Genomic DNA, 21732 nt, shown 5'->3' on the forward strand with positions numbered 1-21732 from the left:
AGCACTGTTGAGGCCGTTGACGCATGTGGGGAGCCTGGTTGATGAGCGGTGGAGCGGGCGGCGAGGGCCGCATCGCGGCGTTGCTGGGGTCCCGCGAGGAGGCGGTCCTGGACCGCTGGACCGCGCTGGTCGCCGAGAACGTGCGGGGCCGCCTGACGGAGCGCGAGCTGCGCGCCGAGCTGACCGAGCTGTACGGGCTGCTGGCGCGCGTCCACGACGACGCCGACGGGACGGTCCGCGGCGAACTGCGCGCCGCGCTGGCCGAGATGTCGCGCAGCCGCGCGCGGCAGGGCTTCAGCCCGAGCGAGACGGCGGTCGGCGTGTTCGCCGTCAAGCAGGCCGTGCTCGAGGCCGTCGAGGAGTCCGGCGACACCGAGGCGTACCGCGAGTTCGCGCGGTTCTCGGCGTTCGTGGACGACCTCGGGCTGGTGACGTTCGAGACCTACGCCGCCGAGCGCGAGCAGGTCATCGCCGACCAGGCCGAGCAGCTCCTGGAGCTGTCCACGCCGGTCGTGAAGCTGTGGGACGGCATCCTCGGCGTGCCGCTGGTCGGGACGCTGGACTCGGCGCGCACGCAGATCGTCATGGAGTCGCTGCTGCAGATGCTCGTCGAGACGGGCTCGGAGCACGCCGTGATCGACATCACCGGCGTGCCCGCCGTGGACACCGAGGTCGCCCAGCACCTGCTCAAGACGGTGATGGCGGCCCGGCTGATGGGCACCGACTGCGTGATCTCCGGCATCCGCCCGCAGATCGCGCAGACGATCGTCGGGCTCGGCATCGAGTTCGGCGACATCGTCACCAAGGCGACGCTGGCCGACGCGCTGGCGTACGCGCTGGACCGCAGCGGCGTGTCCGTCGTGAAGGCGGTCTGATGGACCGGGTGCCCATCCTGAAGATCGGGTCGGTGCTGCTGGTGTCGATCCAGGTCGACCTCCAGGACCAGACGGTCCTGGCGCTCCAGGAGGACCTGGCCGACCGGATCGTGCGGACCGGCGCGCGCGGCGTCGTCATCGACATCACCGCCGTGGACATCGTGGACTCCTTCATCGGCCGCATGTTCGCGACGATCGCGTCCATGTCGAAGCTGATGGACGCCGAGACCGTCGTGGTCGGGATGCGGCCCGCCGTGGCGATCACGCTGGTCGAGCTGGGCCTGTCGCTGGGCGGCGTGCGCACCGCGCTGGACCTGGAGAAGGGGATGCGCCTGCTCGGGGCGCCGGTCCCCGGCGTCTCGTGAGCCGAGAGCCCGCGGGCGGGGAACTGCCCATCGCCTCCCACGACGACGTCGTCCGGGTGCGGCAGCTCGCCCGCTCGCTGGCCGCCGCGGCGGGGATGTCGCTGGTCGACCAGACCAAGATCGTCACCGCGGCGAGCGAGCTGGCCCGCAACACGCTCGTCTACGGCGGCGGCGGGACGGCGCGCGTCGAGCGCGTCGAGCGGCCGAGCCCCCGGGCGGGCGCCCGCGCGGGCGTCCGCATCGTGTTCAGCGACGACGGGCCCGGCATCCCCGACGTCGACCAGGCCCTCGCCGAGGGCTGGACCAGCGGCGGCGGGCTCGGCCTCGGCCTGCCCGGCGCGCGCCGCCTGGTGGACGAGTTCGACCTGGACACCGAGCCCGGCCGGGGCACGACCGTCACGGTGACCAAATGGTGCCGATGACCAGCCCGCCGCCGGACGAGGCCGACTGGCTGCGCGTCGAGGAGCCGAGCGCGCCCGCGGGCGTCCGGCGGCGCGTCACCGCGCTCGCCGAACGCCTCGGCTTCGACGCCGAACGCCTCGGGCAGGTGCAGCTCGCCGCGACCGAGGCGGCCACCAACCTCGTCAAGCACGCCGAGCGCGGCGAGATGCTGGTCCGGATCGTCCGCGACGGCGACCGCGCCGAGGTCGAGATCGTCTGCCTCGACCGCGGCCCCGGCATCGCCGACGTGCCGCTGTCGCTGCTGGACGGGTTCTCCACCGCCGGATCGCTCGGCGTCGGCCTCGGCGCCATCGGCCGCCTCGCCGACCGCAGCGGCCTGTACTCGCACCCGGGCGGCGGGACCGTGCTGTTCGCGCGGTTCCGGCAGCCGGGCTCGCCCGCGGGCGACCCGCCGTTCGCCGGGCTGACCCGGCCGATCGACGGCGAGCGCGAGTGCGGGGACGCCTACGCCGTCCGCGTCTTCGGCCGCGCCGTCCACGCGCTGCTGTGCGACGGGCTCGGGCACGGGCCGCTGGCGGCGCGCGCGTCGGCGGAGGCGGTGCGGGCGGTCCGCGAGCTGACCGCGCCGATCCGGCCCCGCGACCTGCTGGACCTCGTCCACCGGCGGCTGACCGCCACGCGCGGCGGCGCGGTCGCCGTCGCGACCGTCGACCTCGACGACCGGACCGTCCGGTTCGCCGGGATCGGCAACGTCGCCGGGTGGATCGTCGCGCCCGGCGGCCGCCAGGGCCTGGTGTCCACGCCGGGCATCGCGGGGGAGCGGTCCCGGACCGTCCGCGAGTACGAGTACGAGCTGCCCGCCGGGGCGTCGGTCGTGCTGCACTCCGACGGGCTCACCGACCGCTGGGACCTGTCGGACCGGCCCGGCGTGCTCGGCCGCGACCCGCTGCTGCTCGCCGGGGTCCTCATCCGCGACGCCGGGACGCGGCACGACGACCGGGCCGTCCTGGTCGTCGGCCCCGGGGACCGGCCGTGACCGGCGAGCTGCTGCGCGTGGACGTCCGCGACGAGGACGGCGTCTTCGCCGTCCGCCAGGCGGGCCGCGAGGTCGCCGCCGCCGTGGGCCTCGACCCGCAGGACCAGGTCCGGACCGCGACCGCGCTCAGCGAGCTGGGCCGCGAGCTGTATACGGCCGGGGGCCGCGTGACGGTGGTGTTCCGCGTCGCGGTGGCGGCGCTGACCGTCGAACTGGCCTTCCCGCCCGGCTCGGACGACCCGTGGGAGACCCCCGGCCTGCGCGCCGCGTCCCGCCTCATGGACGCCGTCACGCAGGAGACGAGCGGGGACGAGCGCGTCGTGCGCATCGCGAAGAACCTGCCGCCGCACGTCCGCCCGCCGGACGCCGACGCGCTGCGCCGCGGACTCGCGCACCTCGTCCCGACGCCCGCGCTGGAGGAGCTGCGCACCCAGAACGCCGAACTGGTCGACGCGCTGGACGAGGTCCGGCGGCAGCGCGAGGAGCTGCGCGCGCTCAACGCCGAACTCGAGGAGACCAACCGGGGCGTCATGGCGCTCTACAACGAGATCTCGGCGGAGCTGGAGGAGACCAACCGGGGCGTCGTCGCGCTGTACGCCGAGCTGGAGGAGAAGTCCGACCAGCTCGTCGAGGCGGGCGAGACGCGCAAGCGGTTCTGGGCGACGGTCAGCCACGAGCTGCGCACGCCCGTCAACGGGATCATCGGGCTCGCGCGGCTGCTGCTCGACCCGGCCGCCGACCCGCTCACCGCCGACCAGCGGCACCAGGTGTCGCTCGTCGCGGACGCGGGCGGGACGCTGCTGTCCCTGGTCAACGAACTGCTGGACATGGCCCGCGCCGAACGCGGCGCGCTGGTGCCCGACCTCGCGCCCGTCGCCGTCCCCGCGCTGCTGGCCGGGCTCGCCGCGCAACTGGAGCCGACCGCCCGCGAGAGCGGCGTCGCGCTCGTCGTGGACGCCTCCGGCGCACCGCCCGAACTCGTCGCGGACGAGGTCATGCTGACCCGCGTCCTGCGCAACGTCCTGGCCAACGGGCTGAAGTTCACCGCCGCGGGCGAGGTGCGGCTGACCGTCCGCGCGGCGGACGGCGAGGTCGTGTTCGCCGTCGCCGACACCGGCCCCGGCATCCCCGAGGACGAGCGGGAACGGGTCTTCGAGGAGTTCTACCGGGTGCCCGGCACGGGCGTCGGCGGGTCCGGGCTCGGCCTGCCGTACGCGCGGCGGCTCGCCCGCGCGCTCGGCGGCGACCTGCTGCTCGACAGCGTCGTCGGGACGGGCACGACGGTGACGCTGCGGCTGCCCGCGCCCCGCGACCTGGCCGCGCTCGGCCTCGGGCACGTCCTGGTCGTGGACGACGACCCGGCCGCCCGCCGCGTCATGCGCGGCCTGGTCGAGCCCGCCGCCGCGCGGATCGGCGAGGCCGCCGACGGCGCCGCCGCGCTGGCGCTCGCCGCCGCCGACCCGCCCGACCTGGTGCTGCTCGACCTGCGGATGCCGGGCCTGGACGGGCTCGCGGTGCTGGCGGAGCTGCCGCCGGACGTGCCCGTCGTGCTCGTCACCTCGGCGGACCTGCGGGACGCGGCGGACCCCCGGCTGGACCGGGCCGCCGTGCTGGAGAAGGACCGGCTCGGCCCGGCGACGCTCGCGGACGCCGTCCGCCGCGCGCTGGACCGCCGGGAGAGGGGGACGCCGTGAGCGCCGAGGAGCCCATCACCGCGCTGGTCGTCGACGACAACGACACCAAGCGGTACATCATCGGGAGCTGGCTGCGCCGCGCCGGGCACACCGTCGTGGAGGCGGCGTCGGCGGCGCAGACGTGGCGGCGGCTGGGCGAGGGCGGGGTGGACCTGGTGGTCCTGGACGTCCGGCTGCCCGACCTCAGCGGCGTCGAGGTCTGCGAGCGGATCAAGGCCGACCCGGCGACGGCCGCGCTGCCCGTCGTCCACATCTCCGCGACGGCGGTGGACGTCGCGGACCGCACGCAGGGCCTGCGGCGCGGCGCGGACGCCTACCTGGTCGACCCGATCGACCCGGGCGAGTTCCTGGCGACCGTGGACGCCGTGCTGCGCTACTACCGGGCGCGGCGGCGCGCGGAGCGGATGGCCGACCGGATGGCGGCGCTCACCCGCATGTCGCTGGCGGTGAACGCGGCGGTCACCTTCGACCGGCTCGCGGACGTCGCGGCGGCGGGCGCGGTGGAGATCTTCGGGGTGCCGGTGTCGGTGTTCCTGCTGCCGCCGGACGGGCGGCCGCGCCGCGCCGTGGGGCGGCCGGACGGCACCGAGCGCCGCGCGTCCACGCCGGAGCAGTTCGCGGCGCTGGCCGACCTGACCGTCCTCGGCGACGACACCGGCACCGAGGTGCTGACGCTGCCCGCCGCGCGGTGGCGGGCGCTGGTCCCCGACACGGTCGTGGACGGGGACGTCGCGCTGGTGCTGTCGCGGGTCAACCGGGGCCGCCCGCCGATCTGCGTGGCCGTCCACGTGGCGGGCGCGCCCGGCGGCGAGGACCGCGACCTGCTGCGCCAGCTCGGGCAGACGCTCGCGCTCGCGATGGAGGCGATGCGGTCCTACACCGAGCAGCACCTGATCTCGCTGACGCTGCAGCGCAGCCTGCTGCCCGCCGCCGTCCCGGCCGTGCCCGGCTGGACGTTCGCGGCCCGCTACGAGCCCGCCAGCGACCAGGCCGAGGTCGGCGGGGACTTCTACGAGGTGCTGGACCGCGGCGACCACGTCCTGGTGGCCATCGGGGACGTGCAGGGCCACTCGCTGCACGCGGCGACGGTGATGGCCGAGATCCGGCACGCGCTGCGCGCCTTCGCCGGCGAGGGCCACGACGCCGAGACGATCCTGCGGCTGCTCAACGGCGTCCTGCTGCGCTACCACGACGACCAGACCGCGACCGTCTGCCTGATGACGCTGGAGCCGGAGACCGGCGCGCTGCGCGTCGCCAACGCCGGGCACCTGCCGCCGCTGTTCCTGGACGCCGAGGGTGCCCGGTACGGCGCGGGCGGCGGGGTGCTGCTCGGCTTCCCCGTCGAGAAGGCCGGGATCGAGATGACCGTCGTGCCGCCCGGCGGGACCGTCGTGCTGATCACGGACGGGCTGATCGAGGACCGCGGCGTCCCGCTCGCGGACAACCTGGAGCGGCTGCGGGTCGTCGCGGCGCGGGTGGACGACGACCTGGAACGTTTCTGCGACCGCGTCATCGCCGAGTTCGGGCACCGGGAGGACGACGTCGCGCTCGTCGTGCTGCGCCGCGACGCGCGCTGAATCTCGTTCAGAGAATGCGGGGGAAAGCGCGCGGAAACGCTCGCGTCCGCCAGGCATTACCCGGCCGTCCCCTCGCAGGCGCGGCCCGGTAAATTGGGGTTATGGACGCCCTTTCCCCCTTTCGTCCCGGTGGGTGCGCCACGTGATCGCGGCCCGGGTGAACGCCCTCTGCCTCGACGGCCCGTTCCGGGGGGCGCTGGTCCGCGTGGAGCAGGACGTCGGGGCCGTGGAGGTCGAGGACCCGGCCGGGCGGGACCGCCCCGCGCGGTACCGCATCACCCGGGAGCGGGTCCACCACCCGTCCTGCCGCGACCCGTTCGTCGTGCTGCGCTGGGCGGGGAGCTGACCGCCGTCAGAACGCGTTGACGCCGGTCAGCGCGCGGCCGATCAGCAGTTTGTGGATCTGGCTCGTGCCCTCGTACAGCGTCATCACCCGCGCGTCCCGCAGGTACTTGCCGACCGGGTACTCGTCGATGTAGCCGTAGCCGCCGAACACCTGGAGCGCGTCGTTGGCGGCCCGCACCGCCGCCTCGCTGGCGAACAGCTTCGCCTTGGACGACTCGGTCGCGAACGGCAGGCCCCGGTCGATGAGGTCCGCGACGCGCCACGTCAGCAGCCGCGCGGCGTCCACGTCCAGGCTGATCCCGGCCAGCAGTTCCTGGACGAGCTGGCGCGAGGCGATCGGCTTCCCGAACTGCTCGCGCTCCTTCGCGTACCCGACGGCCGCGTCCAGGCAGCCCTGCGCGATGCCGACGCAGCCCGCCGCGACCGACATGCGGCCCTTGGCGAGCGCGGCCATCGCGACGGAGAAGCCCTTGCCCTCCGGCGCGAGGCGCGCCGAGTCCGGGACGCGGACGCCGTCCAGCACGAGTTCCGCCGTCGCCTGCCCGCGCAGGCCGAGCTTGCCGTGGATGACGCGGGCCTCGAAACCGGGCTCGTCGGTGGGGACCAGGAACGCCGAAATGCCCCGGTGGCCTTCGCCGCCGCTGCGGGCGAACACCAGTGCGACGTCGGCCCACGTCCCGTTCGTGATGAACATCTTGTTGCCGGTGATGATCCAGTCATCCCCGTCGCGGACGGCGCGGGTGGTGAGGTTCGCGGCGTCCGAACCGGTGCCGGGCTCGGTCAGCGCGAAGCACGCGATGGACGCGCCGGACGCGATGCGCGGCAGCCAGGCGCGCTTCTGCTCGTCGGTGCCGTAGGAGGCGATCGACTTGCCGACCAGGCCCAGCGACACCGACACCACGCCGCGCACCGCCGAGTCACCCCGGCCCAGTTCCTCCAGGACCAGGCAGTACGCCAGGTGGTCGCCCTCGGAGCCGCCGTACTCCTCCGGCAGCGTCATGCCGAGGAAGCCCAGGTCGCCGAGGCGGCCGATGACCGAGCGGTCGATCTCCTCGGCGCGGTCCCACGCGGCGGCGTGCGGGACGATCTCGCGGTCCACGAACTCGGCGGCCGTGCGCCGCAGCGCGTCCTGCTCCTCCGACAGCTCCAGATTCACCGGGCACCCCAAAACTAGCGTTGCAAGTTTTGTCGAGGCTAGCCCGGCTTAAACTAGCGGCGCAAGTTTCTCTTTCCGGGAGGGGACGCCCGTGGCCCGGCCGCGCACGCCGCTGCTCAACCGCGACCGCATCGTCGCCGCCGCGCTCGCGCTCGTGGACGCCGAGGGGCTGGAGGCCGTCTCCACCCGGCGGCTCGCCGCCGCGCTCGGCGTGAGCGGGCCGTCCCTCTACAACCACGTCGCCACCAAGGACGAGCTGATCGACGCGGTCGTGGACGCCGTCCTCGGCGAGGTCGACCTGTCGATGTTCCCCGACCCGGACTGGCGGGCGGCGCTCGCGGCGTGGGCGCGGTCCTACCGGGCCGCGCTCGCCGCGCACCCGCGGATCGTCCCCGCGCTCGCGCAGAGCCGCGGGCACCGGCCGAACGCGCTGCGCCTCGCGGACGCGGTGTTCGGCGGCCTCGTCTCGGCGGGCTGGCCGCGCCGCGAGGCGACCCGCGTCGGCGCGCTGATGCGGTACTTCATCACCGGGTCCGCGCTCGGCTCCTTCGCTGCGAGCTTCCCGGCCGACGCGACGGTCTACGCGGCCGACTACCCGCACCTGAGCGAGGCGCACCTGCTCGCCGAACGCCAGCAGGAGATCGACGAGAGCGCCTTCACGACGGGCCTTGAGGCGCTGCTCGACGGCCTGGAGCTGCGCCTCACGCGGTGCCGGTGACGATCCACAGGTGGCCGAACGGGTCTTGGACGCGGCCGGAGCGCTTGCCGTAGGGGCGGTCCTCGATCGGGACGACGAGCTGCGCGCCGTGCGCGGTCAGGCGTTCGCCGAGGTCGTCCGGGGTCTCGGTCTCGATCTCCAGGAGGACGGGGGTGCCGCCGAGGTCGGCGGGGGACAGCCAGCCCCACGCCCGCACCGCCGGGGAGACGCGGAAGAACGCGTCGCCCAGCCGGTGGTCGATGACGGCCGGCCGTCCGTCGTCGCCGGACGGGGCGCGGAACACCCGCCGCGCGCCGAGGGCGTCCTGGTAGAAGGCGGACGCGAGGTCCGGGTCGGGCACGATCAGGCGAGGGAAGAACGTCATGGCCCGATCGTCGCCTCCGGGGGCGGCGGGGTCTTGAACGTTCGGGAACGGCCCTCCGCGCGCAGCCACGCGGCGGGCGTACAGCCGGACATGGCACGCCATTCGCGGGTGAAGTGCGCCTGGTCGGCGAACCCGGCTTCGGCGGCGACCCGGGCGAGGTCGGCGCCTCCGGCGGCGAGCCCGCGCCGGGCGGCCTCGAAGCGCAGGAGCCGCTGGTACTCCTTCGGCGTGACGCCCAGCTCCGCGCGCACGGCGGCGCCGAGGTGGCGCCGGGAGCAGCCGAGGCGTTCGGCCGCGTCCTGGACCCGGGCGGCGCCGGCCAGCCCGTCCAGCATGGGGCGCAGCCGTCCGGCGCCGTCGCCGTGCCGGGCCAGCGCGGCGGCCAGGGCTTCCTCGACGACGGCGCGGCGCTCCGGCCACGTCCTTCGGGCCGCGAGCCGTTCGGGCAGCGCGGCCAGCGCCGGGGACACGTCCGCGAGATCCGCGACGTGCCCGGCCAGCGCCGCCGCCGGAACGCCCAGCAGGGCGCTCGCGCCCAGCGGGTGGAGCGTCAGCCAGACGCCTCGCGGACTTTCCGTCTGTGTCAACTCGGCCGCGTCCATGTGGAGACCGGCGACGACGGCCCGGAACCGCCGCCGCGAGCCGGGCCGCCCGAGCCAGGCGACGTCGATCGCGTCCTCGGGGATCGTGATCGACACCGTGGACGACGGCAGGCCCCGGTGGACCGCGCCGCCGAGGTCGTACGCGCTCAGCGTCGCGACGAACGGGGTGAGAGCGGACATCACACCCACCACAGTAGGAGCGGCGGTCGCGTGCTCCGCGTCCTGGGCGGGCGGTGCCGATATCCGGTGGTTCTCTGATGTGGCCGGGAACTGACCACAACTGCCTCTAGGTTCGGATCGCTCCCGACGAGGAAAGGAGATCCCCTGATGAGGATCGCCGTCACCACTCCGAACGGCCATGTGGGCCGCCCCCTGACGCGCGCGCTCGTCCGGGCGGGCGTCCGACCGCTGCTGCTGACCCGCGACATCGGACGCGTGGACGCGGAACTGCGCGGCTTCGTGGAAGCGGCCGAGGCCGACTCGTGGAACGCGGCCGAGGTCGCCGCCGCGACGAAGGACGTGGACGCCCTCTACTGGGTCGCCCCGACTCCCACCGGCGAAGACCCCTTGGGCGACTACTCCCGTGCCGCCGACGCGGTATCCGAGGCCGTCACCCGGAACGGAATCGCGCGGGTCGTCTTCCAGAGCAGCGTCGGCGCGGAGAAACGCCACGGCGCAGGTGAAATCGACGGCCTGGCCCGAATAGAACTCGCCCTGGACGCGCTCGACATCGACGTGACCCACCTCCGCTGCGGCTACTTCTTCACCAATCTGCAACTCCAGGCGGAAGCCGTACGCGCGGGAACGATCCCGGTGGTCCTCCCGCTGGACGCGCCGATGGCCTGGGTGGCGCCCCGAGACATAGCCGAGGTGGCGGCGGCGCTGTTGTTGAACCGCGACTGGCACGGCCGCCGCGTCCAAGCGGTCCACGGCCCCGAAGACCTGACGTGGAACGACGTGGCCGCCATCCTCACCGCCGAACTGGGAAGGGACGTGGCGGCCGTCCGAATCGGCGACGGAGAGATGTTCGCCCAATACCTCAAGGCCGGAATGCCGTCCGCCTTGGCGGAAGCCGTCCTCGGCATGTCCACGGGCCTCCGCGACGGCTTCACCCCCGAACAACGACGCTCACCCATCACCACGACCCCGACGCCACTGGCGTCCTGGCTCCACACCGACTTCAAGCCAACGCTCTGACCTGCGGCCGTACGAAGCCCCCGGCGTCCCGGCAGCCGACCGGTCCCACCCGAAAAACCCGTGGCCACCACGGACGCCGCCGCCTACGGTCGGTCAGATGCTGAGTGACGCGCAGATCAACGAGTTCGCCGAGCGAGGCTTCCTCCTGATCCCGCAGGTGGTAGCGGACGACGTCCTGGCCCGGGCAGCCGACCGAATAGACGACCTGGTGGCCACCGACCCGCCCCCCGCCGGCACCCGCGGCCCGCACTTCTATTTCCTGCCGACCAAGGACGAGCCGGCGCTGAGAGCCCCGCTGACCCGAACCCCCGCCTTCAAGCTCGCCGAACAACTGACCGGCCCCGGAACACTGCCCTACCCGTGGCAGGTCCAGGTGGCCCTGAACATCCCGCCGTACCCGCACCGCCCCGGCCGCCCCCACATCGACGCCGCCAACCCCGAACCCACCAACGGCCCGATCCGCGGCACCTTCACCCTCCTGGCCGGAATCCTGATGACCGATCAGCGAACCGAGAACTCCGGCAACCTCTGGATCTGGCCCGGAACCCACCTGACCCACGCGGAGTACTTCCGCACGAACGGCCCCCACCAACACTGCGCCTACCCCCCGATAGACCTCCCAGAACCGGAGCAGATCAAAGGCCGAGCCGGAGACCTATTCCTGGCGCACTACCTCTTGGGCCACAACATCGGAGGCAACGACACCCCGAACAAAACCCGCCGCGCCCTCTACTACCGCCTCAGCACCCACGCCCACCCCACCCACCGCGCCGATTCCCTACAAGCCCCCTGGCTCGACTACACCCCGATCACCTGACCCACCGATGCGACATGAGCGACGACAGGCGGAGCGGCCGGGCCACACGGACCCTTCTTCAACGCACGTTGATCTCCGGGTTCTGTAGCGCGACTATCGTTGACGTGGTGCCGGTGGATAGTGTGCCGTAGCCGACGAATCCGGACCCGCACAGCGCTTATCGATACTCGTCGGCGTCCTCATGGGCAAGCAGATAACCACGCGTGCGACTTGGGGACGGGAGGCCCGCCGGGAGTGCCGGCGCCAACGCCCTGAATACGCGCCCGACCGCGTCACCGCGGTACTCGTCGATGTTCTCCGTGGCGCGGGCGAGGACCGCGCCATTGGCGAGGCCCTCCACTGAGAAGAACGCCCCGGACGCCGTCATCCGACCCGCACCGCCGAGTCGGTCGACCACTTCCTTCGGGCACAACGTCACCCAACTGTAACCACGCAGTTGCGTGCGATCGCCGGAGAGGTTCTTGTCCCGGTTGATATGAAGTGCGTCCTCAAGTGGCGTCTGGCCGAGCACCGAGCCAATATCGGTGCAAACGCATCCGAATCGAAAAGTGTCCACGGAATCACCCCAGGCCCCGAGGATCGAGCACATCTCATTTGCAACTTCCTGGAGCAGGGACGGATCGGTCGGTCGGCCGAAGTTGCTCGTCATCGTGAGCACCAGCCAGTCCGGTGCGTACATGGGTCGTTCGGCGATGAAGTTGACCTTCCGGAGTGCCGGAAGGCCCCTTTCATTCAACTCGGTGAGATAGACCTGTGCGCGGGACGTTGTATCGGACAACTGATCGAAGAACCAGTCCTGGTTCTTCGGTGACCAGACCCGGCGAGATTCCCGACGCTTACCGGACGCGGTGAAATCCGTCATCGTCAACGCACCCCACGCCGAGCCCGGGGGCCCGTCGGCGGGCTCGCCGTCGACCCGATACTTCCCGGACTTCACCAGCGGCGGTCCGGCACGCAACCTGTCTAGCAGGTCCCCGGCCAGATGATCGAGGCCGTCCTGCAACCAGCGTCGGTAGACGCGCGCGCGCTCCGTTTCCCCTTCAGGTACGGGAACGTCTATCTCGACACGGAACTCATCGATCACGGTCGAAACCTAACATCGGCCATAAAGCGGTAAGAACGAAGCGGTCGGGCGTGTGCGACGCAAGGCCGCATATCGTAGCGAAATTATATACCATACACTATGGTGTCGCGGCGCCAAGTGTCGCCGCACCGACCAAGAATCCTCCTACGACGATCGCCGCACCGGCGAGTCCTGTCGCCGTGGCTTCAAGGGCATGCCTTACCGGAATCCTGAACGGCGTCGGCCTGGGATTTCTTGTCGTCTTATTGCTAAGCCCTTCGTAAAGGACGATGCTTTGGCGTTCCCGCTCCGGTGCCGACCAGACCCTCACTCTGTCGCTCGGATACCACAGGTTCGGCCCCTCCATGGCGAAGACGCCCGAGTCCCCGGCGACGACATGGCGCTTATCGCCCTTCGCTTCCAGCTTCTTCTGGAGATGAACTATGTAGTTTTGAAGCTGCGGCGGCCCCGCCAGCTCGGCTTGTCCGCCCGCGGCCTGACCTCCCAAACCCAGACGGCGTTCTTACCCCACACGATGACGTCCGCATATCCGTAATTAATCCCGGGATTCTCGGAAGATCCGCCCGGGATCGCATTGCGTTTCTTTCCTGTCGGGTCGAATTCGGGAACGCCGATCGAGATGTCCACCGGCCCGTCGCCGTCTGGCGTCATGAGCAGCGGGAATATCTTGATGTAGTTGGCGAAGATGACAGCGGCACTGTCGTGCCGCGGCCCCATGAACGACTTCGTCGTGACTCTGGACGTAGTCGGCGACCCGATCCCGCCGGAGTACGCGGGTCCGCCACTTCCATCGGGGTTATACCGGTAACTTTGCCCGGGATGCCGTTCGGAGCAGACTCCGTTGCGATCGCAGATAAATCGTTTGTCGTTGCGAATTCCCCGGCCGCCGTCCGGATACATGAGCCCAGAAGGATCACTGTTAGGGTCGCGAGCCTGGCGGCGTAGTTGAAGCCTTCGCGTAGTTTCGGAGGCGGCCGGGGCTACCGGTCGTTTGCCACTACGCGGTGACGGTGGGCCGGAGGCCGGGTGGTCATTAGCTTGGCGTTTCTGGGGGCTTCAACTGCCCGTCGCGCTGACTTGACGACCTGGCTGACGTTGGCCGGTATCCGGTGATCGTCTGGCCTCGTCTGTCGCCCAGAGTCTCTTACAGGTTCGGGGGCTGGAAAGTTTCGATGCGGCGGGCGGCGAGTGCGGCGATGGTGCGGCCGATCGCCGGGAGTTCGAGTGGCAGCAGCGAGTACGCGGGGTGGACGACGCGGGTGCGGCCCGATTCCAGGGCGCGCGCCACGGCGGCGGCGACCGACTCGGGCGGTACGGGCGGGAACGTGCGCGGTGGCTTTCCGCCGCGCCAGGGCAACTGGTCGATGTCGCGCAGTGCCGTGTCCGTCGAACCCGGCACGACCTCGACGACCCTGATCGGCGTGCGGCGCAGTTCGTGCCGGAGGGAGCGGGTGGCCTGCGCGAGGGCGGCCTTGGCGGCGCCGTAGTAGCCGAGCAGGGGGAGCGGGACGGCCTGGACGGTGGAGGTGACGTTGACGACGGTCCCGCGCGTCGACCGCAGCAGGGTCGGCAGGAGTGCCGTGGTCAGCGCCAGCGGCGACCAGAAGTTCGTCTCGAACCAGGCGCGGGCCTCGATGTCGTCGCCGTGGACGGCCAGGCCCCCGATGGAGCCGACGCCGGCGTTGTTGATCAGGACGTCGACGCCGCCCAGGGCCGTGGCGGACCGGGCCGCCAGGTCGGCGGCCGCGCCCGGGCGGGAGAGGTCGGCCGTCAGCACCTCGGGCGCGGGGCCGCCCGCGTCGGTGATCTCGGCGGCGAGTTCGCGCAGGAGTTCCTCGCGCCGGGCGACCACCGCGAGCCGCGCCCCCCGCCCGGCGAGGGTGAGGGCGAGCGCGCGGCCGATTCCGCTGGACGCGCCGGTGAGGACGACGCGCTTGTCCCGCAGCGGCTCCCGGCGTCCGGCCGCCTCGCGCCGTGCCCCGCGCCGGGCCGGGGCCGCCGGGACGCGGGCGTCGGCGGTGCTCCATCTCGACATGGACCCTCCAGACTGACTGATTATCAGTCAGTCGAGACTACGGGCGGGCGCTCCGGACTGTCAATGGGGCCCGGTGGCTCAAGGGTGGAGCTGGTCGATGAGGCCGGGGTCGACGCCGATGGCGGGGTCGACGGAGTGCGCGGCGCGCAGGGCCGCGGCGAGCGTGGCGGTGGCGAGTTCGGCGAGGTCGTCCCGGCTCAGCTCGCGGTGCTGCAGGTGGTCGATGGTCACCTCGTCCAGGTATCCGATCCAGCCGCGCATGGTGGTCCGCAGGGCGGGCCGGACCGGTTCGGTGACCCCGGCCGCGCCGAGCAGGCGCATCGCACCTTTCCAGCGGTATTCGCCGATGATGGCGCGCACTTCGGCGTCCGATCCCTGCGCGCTGTGCATGAGCGCGAGGAATCCCGTCGCGTTCGCCTCGATGTGGGCGATGTGGCGGACGAGGGCGTCACGCAATCTGGCGGCGACCGTCTCGCCCGCGGGCGGCGTTTCGTGGACGGCCTGCAGACGTTCGGCGGCGGCCCGCACGGTCGCGAGGTAAAGGCCGCGCTTGTTGGTGAAATGGTGGGCGATCAACCCGTACGCGACCCCGGCGCGCCGGGAGATCTCGGTCGTGGTGACCTCGTCGTACGGGCGCTCGGTGAACAGTTCCGCGGCCGCCTCGATGAGCAGCCCACGGCGGTCCGTGCGGCCGGGGCGCGTACGGTTTTTGCTGGTCGACGCCATGTGGAGAGTCCAGGTGGGTTGACGGGTCCGTCTCGGTCCCCGAAAGGGACGGATTCACGAGAAGGACAGCGACGGAAGGACGACTCAGGACGCGGACGGCTCGATATCCCCCGCGAAGACGATGACCTGGTCGATGAGGTTCCGCCGCAGATGGACGACGTCCGTTCCCGCCAGGCGGGGGCCTCCGTCCGGCGTGGTGAAGGTCCATTGGTACCGGGCCCACTCGTCGGGCATGTCCACCGCCGAGCAGCGGGCCATCGTGCCAGTCCCCGCCGGGTGGTGCCGGATGTCGAGCAAGAACCGTTCAACCGCCGCGATTCCTTCGCTGCGCCCCAACGGCCCCCAGAACACCACGTCCGAGGTCACGGCCTGGGAGAGCAGGGCGGCCACGTAGCCGTCGTTCGAGGCGTTGAACGCGGAGATGAACATGTCGATCGCGGAGCGCGCCGCCTCTTCCTGCATGCCCCAGTAATACCAGCGAGCCGCGTTCCGATCACGGTGGACCTAGAGGTCCAGTGCGCCGCTGTTGACGTGGGCGTGCAGGGCGTTCCAGGCCGCGCGGGGGACGGTGATGATCGGGCCGTCCGGGTCCTTGCTGTCGCGGACGTTCACGGCTGGTTGCGTGTTGCGTACCTCGACGCAGGCACCGCCGTTGTTGCTTCGAGCGCTCTTGCGCCAGCCGTGAGTGGACGGTGAGTCCTGTCGTTGGGTCATCTCGGGCTCTCTTTCGCGACGCTGTCAGGTGGTCGCTTTCAGGAGATGCCGGGGACCGGACAGCGTCAAGTCCCCTGCCGAAAAGCTTCCGCTCGTTGCGGGCGGCCGGGCAGTGTCCGCACATGCGAAGACCCCCGGATCGTCACGGCCCGGGGGTCTTCGTTGTGGCTAGAGGTCCAGTGCGCCGCTCTGGATCTGGGTGTGCAGGGCGCTCCATGCCTCGCGGGGCACGGTCACGATCGGGCCGCCAGGGTCTTTGCTGTCTCGCGCACGCGAACGGTTGCGGGATCGTCGCGGACCTCGACGCACGCGCCATTGCCGCTGCTGTGGCTGCTTACGCGCCAGGTGGTTTCGCCGCTCACGGTGCCTTCTTCTCCCGCGTTGCTAGAGGTCCAGTGCTCCGCTGCTGATGTGGGTGTGCAGGATGATCCAGGCCGAGCGGGGAAGAGCGATGGTCGGGCCGTCCGAGTCCTTGCTGTCGCGGATGTCCACGGCAGGCTGGGTGTTGCGTAGTTCGACGCAGTCGCCGCCGTTGTTGCTTCGGGTGCTCTTGCGCCACTTGGCGTTGGGCGGCGAAGCCGGTTGTCGGGTCATGGCTCGGGCTCTCCTTCTCCGTGACGCTCTGGGCGATCGCTTCCAGGAGAAGCCGGGGACCGGGCAGCGTCAAGTGGCCCGGCGGAGAGCTTTTGCTCGGTGCGGGCGGGTGGGAGTCGTGTGCGCGGGGCGGGAGTTGCTGCTTGCACATGCGAAGACCCCCGGAGCGAGGGCACATCCGGGGGTCCAGCAGGCAAGTCATGAACTTCTACAGGTCAAAACGACCCTCTTTGATCTCCGTCGTGAACTGCTTCCAGCTCTCGGCGGGGAGGGCAAGCACGGGTCCTGCCGAGTCCTTGCTGTCCCGCGCCATGCGGTATCCCGCGGCACCGGCGACCTCCACGCACTGCCCGCCGCCACTTCCGCTGTAGCTACTCACTCGCCACTGGGCATCCACCATCGGTACTGCCACCCTCACCTACTCGTCATCTGCGCTGCCACCTCGCGAATAAGCTCAGCACTGTCTGAGGTGTTGAGCGCTGAGGCCCGCAAGTGGTCGAACGTCATGGTACCTGCGGCGATCTCGCTCTCCTTCGACGCATCAGCGGTTGCTTTCAGGAGGTGCCGGGGACCGAGCAGCGTCAAGTCCCTTGCCGGGAAGCTGTTGCTCGTTGCAGGCGGCCGGGAACCGGGCGGCAGGGCACGGAGCAGTGTCCGCACATGCGAAGACCCCCGGGCCTTGACGGTCCGGGGGTCTTCGTGAGGCTAGAGATTCAGCGCGCCGCTCTGGATCTTGGTGTGCAGGGCGCTCCAGGCCGCGCGCGGGACGGTCACGACCGGACCGTCCGGGTCTTTGCTGTCGCGGACGTCCACGGACGGCCGGGTGTTGCGCAGTTCTACGCAGTTCCCGCCGTCGTTGCTCCGCGTGCTCTTCCGCCAGCCGTAAGTGGACGGTGAGTCCTGTCTTTGGGTCATCTCTCGGGCTCTCTTCCGCGACGCTGTCAGGCGGTCGCTTTCAGGAGATGCCGGGGACCGAACAGCGTCAAGTCCCCTGCCGGAAGCTTCCGCTCGTTGCGGGCGGCCGGGCAGTATCCGCACATGCGAAGACTCCGGACCGTCACGGCCCGGGGGGGTCGTTGCTAGAGGTCCAGCGTTCCGCGTTGGATCTGGGCGTGTAGGGCGCTCCACGTTGCGCGAGACACGGTCACGATCGGACCGTCAGGGTCTTTGCTGTCTCGCACGCGAACGGTCGCGGGGGCGTCGCAGACTTCGACGCACTCGCCGTTGCCGCTGCTGTGGCTGCTCACGCGCCAGGTGGGGTTGTGGCTCACGATGCTTGCCCGCTTCCCGTGGTTGCTAGAGGTCCAGTGCGCCGCTGTTGATGTGGGTGTGCAGGGTGTTCCAGGCCGCGCGGGGGACGGTGATGATCGGGCCGTCCGGGTTCTTGCTGTCGCGGACGTTCACTGACGGCTGGGTGTTGCGCACCTCGACGCAGTCGCCGCCGTCGTTGCTGCGGGTGCTCTTGCGCCACTCGTGAGCGGACGGTGAGGTCATCTATCGGACTTCCCTTCGCGATGCGCCAGACGGTCGCTTTCAGGAGAAGCCGGAGACCAAGCGGCGTCAAGCTCATCTGCCGGAGTAGTTTTGTTCGTTGTCGGACGCGAACGAGTAGAAGGTTGCGGAGGTCGCGCCTGTGCGCGCAAAGGCCCCCGACCGAAGCCGGGGGCCGACGTCAAGAAAAGCTTCTGATTAGAGGTCGTACCCGCCGACCTTGATCTCACCCGCGATGATCGCCCAGACGCTGCTGTCCATGACGAGGATCGGCCCGTGCGGGTCCTTGGAGTCCCGGACGGCCGTCCAGGCAGCCGACGTCAGCGCTGTCGCGACTTCGACGCACTCCCCGGTGCCACCGCTGTAACTACTTTTCCGCCACGATGTCACGCTGTGCAACTCCACCCTGCGTACCTCCTTCGCACCCGTTCGCTACCGACAGCATAAGATCCCTACTCGCGCGCGGTGACAGCGCAGTGGCCGAAGCCCGCTCGAAAGCGTCGCGGTAGGTAGTCAGGTCATCCGCTTTTTCCAGGATGATCGCTGTGTTCATCAGTTCGACGTAGACCACGCCCGTCTCATCGGTGGCGGGGAAGTCGTACAGGACGAAGCTGCCCACGATCGCCGCGTGCTCTCCTGCGGTGAACGGAAGTACTTGGACGACGGCGCCGAGCCGATCGCTCTCCGCGACCACATGGCGTAGTTGGGCGGCCATGATCTCGGGGCTGCCCACCTGCTGGTGGATGACGCCCTCGTTCAGGACGACCCGGAGCCGCGGGGCTTCTCGGCCCTTCAACACCTGCTGCCGCGCCATCCGAACATCCAGCCTTTCAGCGATGACGTCGTCTGGATCGTTCGGTCTCGTCGCCCGGATCACGGCGCGTGCGTAGTCGGGAGTTTGGAGCAGCCCGGGTATGAGGCCCTGGTAGTAGACCCGGACGTCGGAAGCTTCCGCCTCCACGCCGATCATCGTCTGTGTCTCGCTCGGCAGTGTTGCGCCGTACGACTCCCACCAGCCCCTTTCCTTCGCGTGCCGGGCGATATCCAGGAGACGGGCGATCTCCCCTTCGTCGGTCATGCCATAGAGATCGAGCAGCCGCCGTACGTCGGACGTCGTGACACCGATCTTGCGTGTCTCGATCCGAGACAACTTGCTCGCTTGCCAGCCGAGCTGCCCCGCGACCTGCGTGACGGACATGCCTGTGGCTGTCCGTAGCTGCCGCAGCTCGGTCGCGAGGCGTCGCCTCCTCATCGTCGGCGATCCTGTCATGATCCCTCCCTCGTTCGAGCAAATTGTTTTCTGAGAACACATTGCCCAGCATGGGCAACGGTGCCATGCTGACCCTAGCGTGAGTGACTGGTCGCTGTGAGTCTTTCGTCCGGTCGCGCCGCCGATCCAACGAATGCGGGAGCCTTCACCGGATGTAGGGAGTCGAACGATGAGAGCGAGCGTGCCTCGTGGGGCTGGTCGGGGGCCGGACGGGTCGGGTTCCGGCCGTGATCGGGCGGTCCCGGCCGCCAAGGTCGGGGCGGCGGCGGCCGGGGAGCTGCTCGCGCGGCGGTTGGTGCCGCTGGTCCATCTCCGACGGGAACTCTGGAAACTCGGTGTCGGCAGTCGGCTCACGACGGACGGCAACTCGGCGGCCGTCACGCTGACCGTCCTGCATCCGGGGCTGCTCCCGGCGGCTCGTCCCGTCGTCCTTGTTTCTTGCGATCAGGGGGCGCACCTCTTCATCTGGGGGGCGGGGCGCGTTCCCGTCGAGCAGCCGGGGCGGGCCGCTCGTCAGCTCTTGGACCTTGCATGAGCGCGCACTGGACGATGTTCGGCGAGATGCGCTTCTTCCACCCGGGCATCGTGCGGGACGCCCGGCGATGGGCCGTCGGCAAGAGCCGGGACCGCGCCGCCTGGGTGGACCCCGACGACCTCGAACTCGTCGTCTCCGAACTGGTCACCAACGCGCTGCGGCACTCGGCCAGCGGCTACAACGACGGCGGCGTGGACGTCCGGCTGTTCGTGGACCCCGCCGCGCGCGTCATGCGGCTCGTCGTCGTGGACGACGGGCACGCCGCCACCAAACCCGAGATTCCCGTCCGGTCCTGGGGGATCGGGGACGCGACGTCGGGCCGCGGCCTGCTGATCGTCAAGAACCTCGTGCGGGACATGGGATTCACGATCGCGTCCGCGCGCGACCGCTTCTGTCTGCTCTGGGTGGAGATGTGACCGCGAACGGGATGGACGACGACGTGGCCGCCGCGCCGGTGCTGCGGCTCGTCCTGCCGGGCGGGGGCGCGGCCGGGCGGCGGGTGGCCGAGGTCGTCGGCGCGCTGTCGGCCCTGCTCGTCCGGTCCGCGCGGGCCGACGCCGAACGGGCGGCGGAACTGGAGGAACACGGCCGGTCGGACGCGGCGGGGCGGCTGCGCGCGAACGCGCGGGAGCGCGCGGCGGTGGCGGAACTCCTCGCGGAGCACGTGGCCGAGGCGTTCGAGGCGCTGGACCAGTGGCGCGTCGGGCATCCCGGGCTGACCGGCGTCGAGGACACGGCGCGTCCGCTCGGGTGGCGGCGGCGGTTGCCACCGTTCGCCGCCGCGCCGCCGAGGCGGGGGAGTGCGGCGGTCCTGGAAAGCCTGGTTCTGGAACTCTCGCGCACGCGCGGCCACCTGGGGGACCTGTCGGTGCTCTTCGCGGCCGAGGCCGATGGGCTGGACGGCGTCCGGGCGGCCGAGCGCGCCGGGGGCGCGCGGGCGCTGGCGATGGCGGCGGACGGGATGGACGTGGTGCTCGCCCGCGCGCTCGGCAGGGAGACGGAGTACGGGCGGCACGTGAGCGTCCACGGGCGTTACCTGGACCAGGTCGTCTGAACCGCGCGGGCGGTCGGGCGGGGCGGCGGCGTCCGCCTGGAAGTCCTCGCGGGCGGCCTGCTCTCTCTGGCTGCGCCGGAACGCGCCGCCCTGTTGCGGGACCGGTCCGCCCGCCGCCGACCCGCGCTGGGCGCGGACGGGGACCGCGTCAGGCCGCCGCGCGGGCGAGGCCGGTCAGGGCCTCGGCCAGCAGGGCGGGACGGCCGTCGTCGGCGGCGTACTCGGCGAGGGCCGCGCAGAGGAACACCGCCAGGACGCGGGCGGCCAGCTCGCGGCCGGGCGGGACCGGGCGGCCGTAGGACGCCAGCAGCGCGGCGCGGGCCGGGCCGGTGAACGCGCCGTACGCCAGCGACAGGTCGACCGCCGGGTCGGCCAGGCACACGTCGCCCCAGTCGATGACGCCGGTCGCCGCGCCGTCCGGGCCGACCAGCAGGTGGCGTGCGTGGAGGTCGCCGTGGCAGACCGCCGTTCCGCCGGGCGGCGGGGCGTCGCGGGCGGCGGCGAGCAGGGCGTGGACGGCGGGGTCCGGGTTCCAGCGGCCCTGGTCCGTCAGGGCGTCGAGGCGGGCGGAGGCCAGGTCGGCGCGGTACTGCGGGTCGCCCCTGCGGTTCGGGTCGCGCGGGAGGTCCGCGCGCGGGACGAGTGCGGGGTCGTGCAGGGCTCGCAGGAACCGTCCGGCGTCCGCCGCCGCCCGCGTCCGCGCGTCGTCGGGCAGGGCGGCCAGCTCGCGGCCGGGCACCAGGGGCGCGCCCCAGAACGGCCAGGGGAACTCCGGCGACCCGTCCCGCGCGACGTGCGACGGTACGGGGACCGGCAGCGGCAGCGCGGGAGCCAGGACGGGCAGCGCCGCGAGCTCCCGTTCCAGCAGCGGGACGGCGACCGCGCGGCGCGGGAAGCGGAACACCCGGCCGCCGACCGTGAAGACCGTGTTGTCCCAGCCCGTCCCCAGCGGCTCGACCGCCTCGCCGCGCAGCTCCGGCCACCGCGCGCCGATCAGCCGCGCCGCCGCTTCCGCACCGACCTCGATCTCGGCGTCCCACTCCGCGCCCACCCCGCGAACCTACCGGCCGACCGGCGGCGC

At 71.6% G+C, this 21732-nt stretch carries 31 protein-coding genes; 12 read left to right on the forward strand and 19 right to left on the reverse strand.

The window, feature by feature from the left end; translation table 11 throughout:
* The first annotated feature begins 41 nt into the window (after positions 1-41).
* The 7 genes from G339_RS0112430 to G339_RS0112460 all read left to right on the forward strand — a co-directional run bounded on the left by G339_RS0112430 (position 42) and on the right by G339_RS0112460 (position 6295).
* On the forward strand, positions 42-875 hold the full coding sequence (locus G339_RS0112430) for an STAS domain-containing protein (protein ID WP_026341386.1): 834 nt from the start codon (positions 42-44) through the stop codon (positions 873-875).
* A complete protein-coding gene (locus tag G339_RS0112435) occupies positions 875-1240 on the forward strand; it encodes an STAS domain-containing protein (RefSeq protein ID WP_019631410.1) in 366 nt (121 codons plus the stop codon). Before G339_RS0112430 ends, G339_RS0112435 begins: the two co-directional genes overlap by 1 nt.
* Entirely contained in the window at positions 1237-1662 is a 426-nt protein-coding gene (locus G339_RS0112440; RefSeq protein ID WP_019631411.1) for an anti-sigma regulatory factor, read from the forward strand. Before G339_RS0112435 ends, G339_RS0112440 begins: the two co-directional genes overlap by 4 nt.
* Positions 1650-2678: an ATP-binding SpoIIE family protein phosphatase gene (locus G339_RS0112445; RefSeq protein WP_019631412.1), complete on the forward strand. Its 1029-nt coding sequence runs from the start codon at positions 1650-1652 to the stop codon at positions 2676-2678. The genes G339_RS0112440 and G339_RS0112445 overlap by 13 nt, the downstream gene beginning before the upstream one ends.
* Complete coding sequence (locus G339_RS33445; RefSeq protein ID WP_019631413.1) at positions 2675-4372, forward strand: ATP-binding protein; 1698 nt, start codon at positions 2675-2677, stop codon at positions 4370-4372. The genes G339_RS0112445 and G339_RS33445 overlap by 4 nt, the downstream gene beginning before the upstream one ends.
* Positions 4369-5949, forward strand: coding sequence for a fused response regulator/phosphatase (locus G339_RS0112455; RefSeq protein ID WP_019631414.1), 1581 nt, complete (start codon positions 4369-4371; stop codon positions 5947-5949). Before G339_RS33445 ends, G339_RS0112455 begins: the two co-directional genes overlap by 4 nt.
* Positions 5950-6091: 142 nt before the next feature.
* Positions 6092-6295, forward strand: a complete 204-nt coding sequence (locus G339_RS0112460; RefSeq protein ID WP_019631415.1) for a hypothetical protein — start codon at positions 6092-6094, stop codon at positions 6293-6295.
* A gap of 6 nt (positions 6296-6301) precedes the next feature.
* Here the strand turns inward: G339_RS0112460 and G339_RS0112465 are convergent, their stop codons facing one another.
* On the reverse strand, positions 6302-7450 hold the full coding sequence (locus G339_RS0112465) for an acyl-CoA dehydrogenase family protein (protein ID WP_019631416.1): 1149 nt from the start codon (positions 7448-7450) through the stop codon (positions 6302-6304).
* A gap of 91 nt (positions 7451-7541) precedes the next feature.
* On the opposite strand from G339_RS0112465, the gene G339_RS0112470 reads away from it, so the two are divergent.
* Complete coding sequence (locus tag G339_RS0112470; protein WP_019631417.1) at positions 7542-8168, forward strand: TetR/AcrR family transcriptional regulator; 627 nt, start codon at positions 7542-7544, stop codon at positions 8166-8168.
* Here G339_RS0112470 and G339_RS0112475 read toward each other — a convergent pair.
* Positions 8152-8532, reverse strand: coding sequence for a VOC family protein (locus tag G339_RS0112475; RefSeq protein WP_019631418.1), 381 nt, complete (start codon positions 8530-8532; stop codon positions 8152-8154). The two genes, G339_RS0112470 and G339_RS0112475, sit on opposite strands and share 17 nt — an antisense overlap.
* A complete protein-coding gene (locus G339_RS0112480) occupies positions 8529-9314 on the reverse strand; it encodes a helix-turn-helix domain-containing protein (protein WP_019631419.1) in 786 nt (261 codons plus the stop codon). The genes G339_RS0112475 and G339_RS0112480 overlap by 4 nt, the downstream gene beginning before the upstream one ends.
* Before the next feature lie 147 nt (positions 9315-9461).
* Between G339_RS0112480 and G339_RS0112485 the strand changes: the two genes are divergently transcribed.
* Together G339_RS0112485 and G339_RS0112490 are read left to right on the forward strand one after the other, a co-directional pair.
* Positions 9462-10331 carry an NmrA family NAD(P)-binding protein gene (locus tag G339_RS0112485; protein WP_019631420.1) on the forward strand — a complete coding sequence of 290 codons (870 nt, stop codon included), beginning with the start codon at positions 9462-9464 and terminating at the stop codon, positions 10329-10331.
* Positions 10332-10428: 97 nt separating this feature from the next.
* Positions 10429-11148 (forward strand): phytanoyl-CoA dioxygenase family protein, encoded by a 720-nt coding sequence (locus G339_RS0112490; protein WP_019631421.1) that lies wholly within the window; start codon positions 10429-10431, stop codon positions 11146-11148.
* Between the two features lie 157 nt (positions 11149-11305).
* On the opposite strand, the gene G339_RS0112495 is transcribed toward G339_RS0112490, so the two are convergent.
* The 15 genes from G339_RS0112495 to G339_RS33450 form a co-directional block, all read right to left on the reverse strand.
* Positions 11306-12232, reverse strand: coding sequence for a hypothetical protein (locus G339_RS0112495; protein WP_019631422.1), 927 nt, complete (start codon positions 12230-12232; stop codon positions 11306-11308).
* A 420-nt stretch (positions 12233-12652) separates the two neighbouring features.
* Complete coding sequence (locus G339_RS38745) at positions 12653-12949, reverse strand: hypothetical protein (RefSeq protein WP_157407536.1); 297 nt, start codon at positions 12947-12949, stop codon at positions 12653-12655.
* A gap of 427 nt (positions 12950-13376) precedes the next feature.
* Entirely contained in the window at positions 13377-14267 is an 891-nt protein-coding gene (locus G339_RS0112505) for an SDR family NAD(P)-dependent oxidoreductase (protein ID WP_019631424.1), read from the reverse strand.
* Positions 14268-14345: 78 nt separating this feature from the next.
* Complete coding sequence (locus G339_RS0112510) at positions 14346-14993, reverse strand: TetR/AcrR family transcriptional regulator (RefSeq protein ID WP_019631425.1); 648 nt, start codon at positions 14991-14993, stop codon at positions 14346-14348.
* Positions 14994-15077: 84 nt separating this feature from the next.
* The gene (locus tag G339_RS0112515; protein ID WP_019631426.1) at positions 15078-15455 is read right to left on the reverse strand and encodes a nuclear transport factor 2 family protein; all 378 of its coding nucleotides are present in this window, start codon (positions 15453-15455) and stop codon (positions 15078-15080) included.
* Positions 15456-15497: 42 nt separating this feature from the next.
* Complete coding sequence (locus G339_RS0112520; RefSeq protein ID WP_026341387.1) at positions 15498-15707, reverse strand: DUF397 domain-containing protein; 210 nt, start codon at positions 15705-15707, stop codon at positions 15498-15500.
* 168 nt (positions 15708-15875) lie between these two features.
* Positions 15876-15944, reverse strand: coding sequence for a hypothetical protein (locus tag G339_RS40390; protein ID WP_240489801.1), 69 nt, complete (start codon positions 15942-15944; stop codon positions 15876-15878).
* A complete protein-coding gene (locus tag G339_RS37675; RefSeq protein WP_240489794.1) occupies positions 15941-16069 on the reverse strand; it encodes a DUF397 domain-containing protein in 129 nt (42 codons plus the stop codon). Before G339_RS37675 ends, G339_RS40390 begins: the two co-directional genes overlap by 4 nt.
* Before the next feature lie 22 nt (positions 16070-16091).
* On the reverse strand, positions 16092-16301 hold the full coding sequence (locus G339_RS37685) for a DUF397 domain-containing protein (RefSeq protein WP_084693216.1): 210 nt from the start codon (positions 16299-16301) through the stop codon (positions 16092-16094).
* A gap of 208 nt (positions 16302-16509) precedes the next feature.
* Complete coding sequence (locus G339_RS0112530) at positions 16510-16701, reverse strand: DUF397 domain-containing protein (protein ID WP_019631429.1); 192 nt, start codon at positions 16699-16701, stop codon at positions 16510-16512.
* Between the two features lie 305 nt (positions 16702-17006).
* Complete coding sequence (locus G339_RS0112540; protein WP_026341389.1) at positions 17007-17216, reverse strand: DUF397 domain-containing protein; 210 nt, start codon at positions 17214-17216, stop codon at positions 17007-17009.
* A gap of 164 nt (positions 17217-17380) precedes the next feature.
* Positions 17381-17572 (reverse strand): DUF397 domain-containing protein, encoded by a 192-nt coding sequence (locus G339_RS37690; protein WP_338028923.1) that lies wholly within the window; start codon positions 17570-17572, stop codon positions 17381-17383.
* Between the two features lie 25 nt (positions 17573-17597).
* Complete coding sequence (locus G339_RS0112550) at positions 17598-17795, reverse strand: DUF397 domain-containing protein (protein ID WP_019631432.1); 198 nt, start codon at positions 17793-17795, stop codon at positions 17598-17600.
* Positions 17796-17990: 195 nt separating this feature from the next.
* Entirely contained in the window at positions 17991-18197 is a 207-nt protein-coding gene (locus tag G339_RS0112555) for a DUF397 domain-containing protein (protein WP_026341391.1), read from the reverse strand.
* Entirely contained in the window at positions 18160-19104 is a 945-nt protein-coding gene (locus G339_RS33450) for a Scr1 family TA system antitoxin-like transcriptional regulator (RefSeq protein ID WP_084693217.1), read from the reverse strand. Before G339_RS33450 ends, G339_RS0112555 begins: the two co-directional genes overlap by 38 nt.
* A 489-nt stretch (positions 19105-19593) precedes the next feature.
* On the opposite strand from G339_RS33450, the gene G339_RS36615 reads away from it, so the two are divergent.
* Together G339_RS36615 and G339_RS0112575 are read left to right on the forward strand one after the other, a co-directional pair.
* The gene (locus G339_RS36615) at positions 19594-20013 is read left to right on the forward strand and encodes an ATP-binding protein (protein WP_051107820.1); all 420 of its coding nucleotides are present in this window, start codon (positions 19594-19596) and stop codon (positions 20011-20013) included.
* Positions 20010-20651: a hypothetical protein gene (locus tag G339_RS0112575; protein WP_019631436.1), complete on the forward strand. Its 642-nt coding sequence runs from the start codon at positions 20010-20012 to the stop codon at positions 20649-20651. Before G339_RS36615 ends, G339_RS0112575 begins: the two co-directional genes overlap by 4 nt.
* A gap of 148 nt (positions 20652-20799) precedes the next feature.
* Here G339_RS0112575 and G339_RS0112580 read toward each other — a convergent pair whose 3' ends face one another.
* Positions 20800-21702, reverse strand: a complete 903-nt coding sequence (locus G339_RS0112580; protein ID WP_019631437.1) for a phosphotransferase — start codon at positions 21700-21702, stop codon at positions 20800-20802.
* Between the last annotated feature and the right edge of the window lie 30 nt (positions 21703-21732).

Origin of the sequence: Actinomadura atramentaria DSM 43919 (assembly GCF_000381885.1) — a bacterium.
In the GTDB taxonomy this organism is placed as follows: Bacteria; Actinomycetota; Actinomycetes; order Streptosporangiales; family Streptosporangiaceae; genus Spirillospora; species Spirillospora atramentaria.

What these genes read in the sequence shown, in the direction of transcription:
- G339_RS0112510 (WP_019631425.1), bottom strand. Translation starts at nt 14,993, where the DNA reads ATGGCGTCGACCAGCAAAAACCGTACGCGCCCCGGCCGCACGGACCGC.
- G339_RS37685 (WP_084693216.1), bottom strand. Translation starts at nt 16,301, where the DNA reads ATGACCCGACAACCGGCTTCGCCGCCCAACGCCAAGTGGCGCAAGAGC.
- G339_RS0112490 (WP_019631421.1), top strand. Translation starts at nt 10,429, where the DNA reads ATGCTGAGTGACGCGCAGATCAACGAGTTCGCCGAGCGAGGCTTCCTC.
- G339_RS0112480 (WP_019631419.1), bottom strand. Translation starts at nt 9,314, where the DNA reads ATGTCCGCTCTCACCCCGTTCGTCGCGACGCTGAGCGCGTACGACCTC.
- G339_RS0112445 (WP_019631412.1), top strand. Translation starts at nt 1,650, where the DNA reads ATGGTGCCGATGACCAGCCCGCCGCCGGACGAGGCCGACTGGCTGCGC.
- G339_RS38745 (WP_157407536.1), bottom strand. Translation starts at nt 12,949, where the DNA reads ATGGGGCCGCGGCACGACAGTGCCGCTGTCATCTTCGCCAACTACATC.
- G339_RS0112485 (WP_019631420.1), top strand. Translation starts at nt 9,462, where the DNA reads ATGAGGATCGCCGTCACCACTCCGAACGGCCATGTGGGCCGCCCCCTG.
- G339_RS0112530 (WP_019631429.1), bottom strand. Translation starts at nt 16,701, where the DNA reads ATGGTGGATGCCCAGTGGCGAGTGAGTAGCTACAGCGGAAGTGGCGGC.
- G339_RS0112505 (WP_019631424.1), bottom strand. Translation starts at nt 14,267, where the DNA reads ATGTCGAGATGGAGCACCGCCGACGCCCGCGTCCCGGCGGCCCCGGCC.
- G339_RS0112550 (WP_019631432.1), bottom strand. Translation starts at nt 17,795, where the DNA reads ATGACCTCACCGTCCGCTCACGAGTGGCGCAAGAGCACCCGCAGCAAC.
- G339_RS0112430 (WP_026341386.1), top strand. Translation starts at nt 42, where the DNA reads ATGAGCGGTGGAGCGGGCGGCGAGGGCCGCATCGCGGCGTTGCTGGGG.
- G339_RS33450 (WP_084693217.1), bottom strand. Translation starts at nt 19,104, where the DNA reads ATGTGTTCTCAGAAAACAATTTGCTCGAACGAGGGAGGGATCATGACA.
- G339_RS36615 (WP_051107820.1), top strand. Translation starts at nt 19,594, where the DNA reads ATGAGCGCGCACTGGACGATGTTCGGCGAGATGCGCTTCTTCCACCCG.
- G339_RS0112515 (WP_019631426.1), bottom strand. Translation starts at nt 15,455, where the DNA reads ATGCAGGAAGAGGCGGCGCGCTCCGCGATCGACATGTTCATCTCCGCG.
- G339_RS0112520 (WP_026341387.1), bottom strand. Translation starts at nt 15,707, where the DNA reads ATGACCCAACGACAGGACTCACCGTCCACTCACGGCTGGCGCAAGAGC.
- G339_RS0112475 (WP_019631418.1), bottom strand. Translation starts at nt 8,532, where the DNA reads ATGACGTTCTTCCCTCGCCTGATCGTGCCCGACCCGGACCTCGCGTCC.
- G339_RS0112540 (WP_026341389.1), bottom strand. Translation starts at nt 17,216, where the DNA reads ATGACCCAAAGACAGGACTCACCGTCCACTTACGGCTGGCGGAAGAGC.
- G339_RS0112435 (WP_019631410.1), top strand. Translation starts at nt 875, where the DNA reads ATGGACCGGGTGCCCATCCTGAAGATCGGGTCGGTGCTGCTGGTGTCG.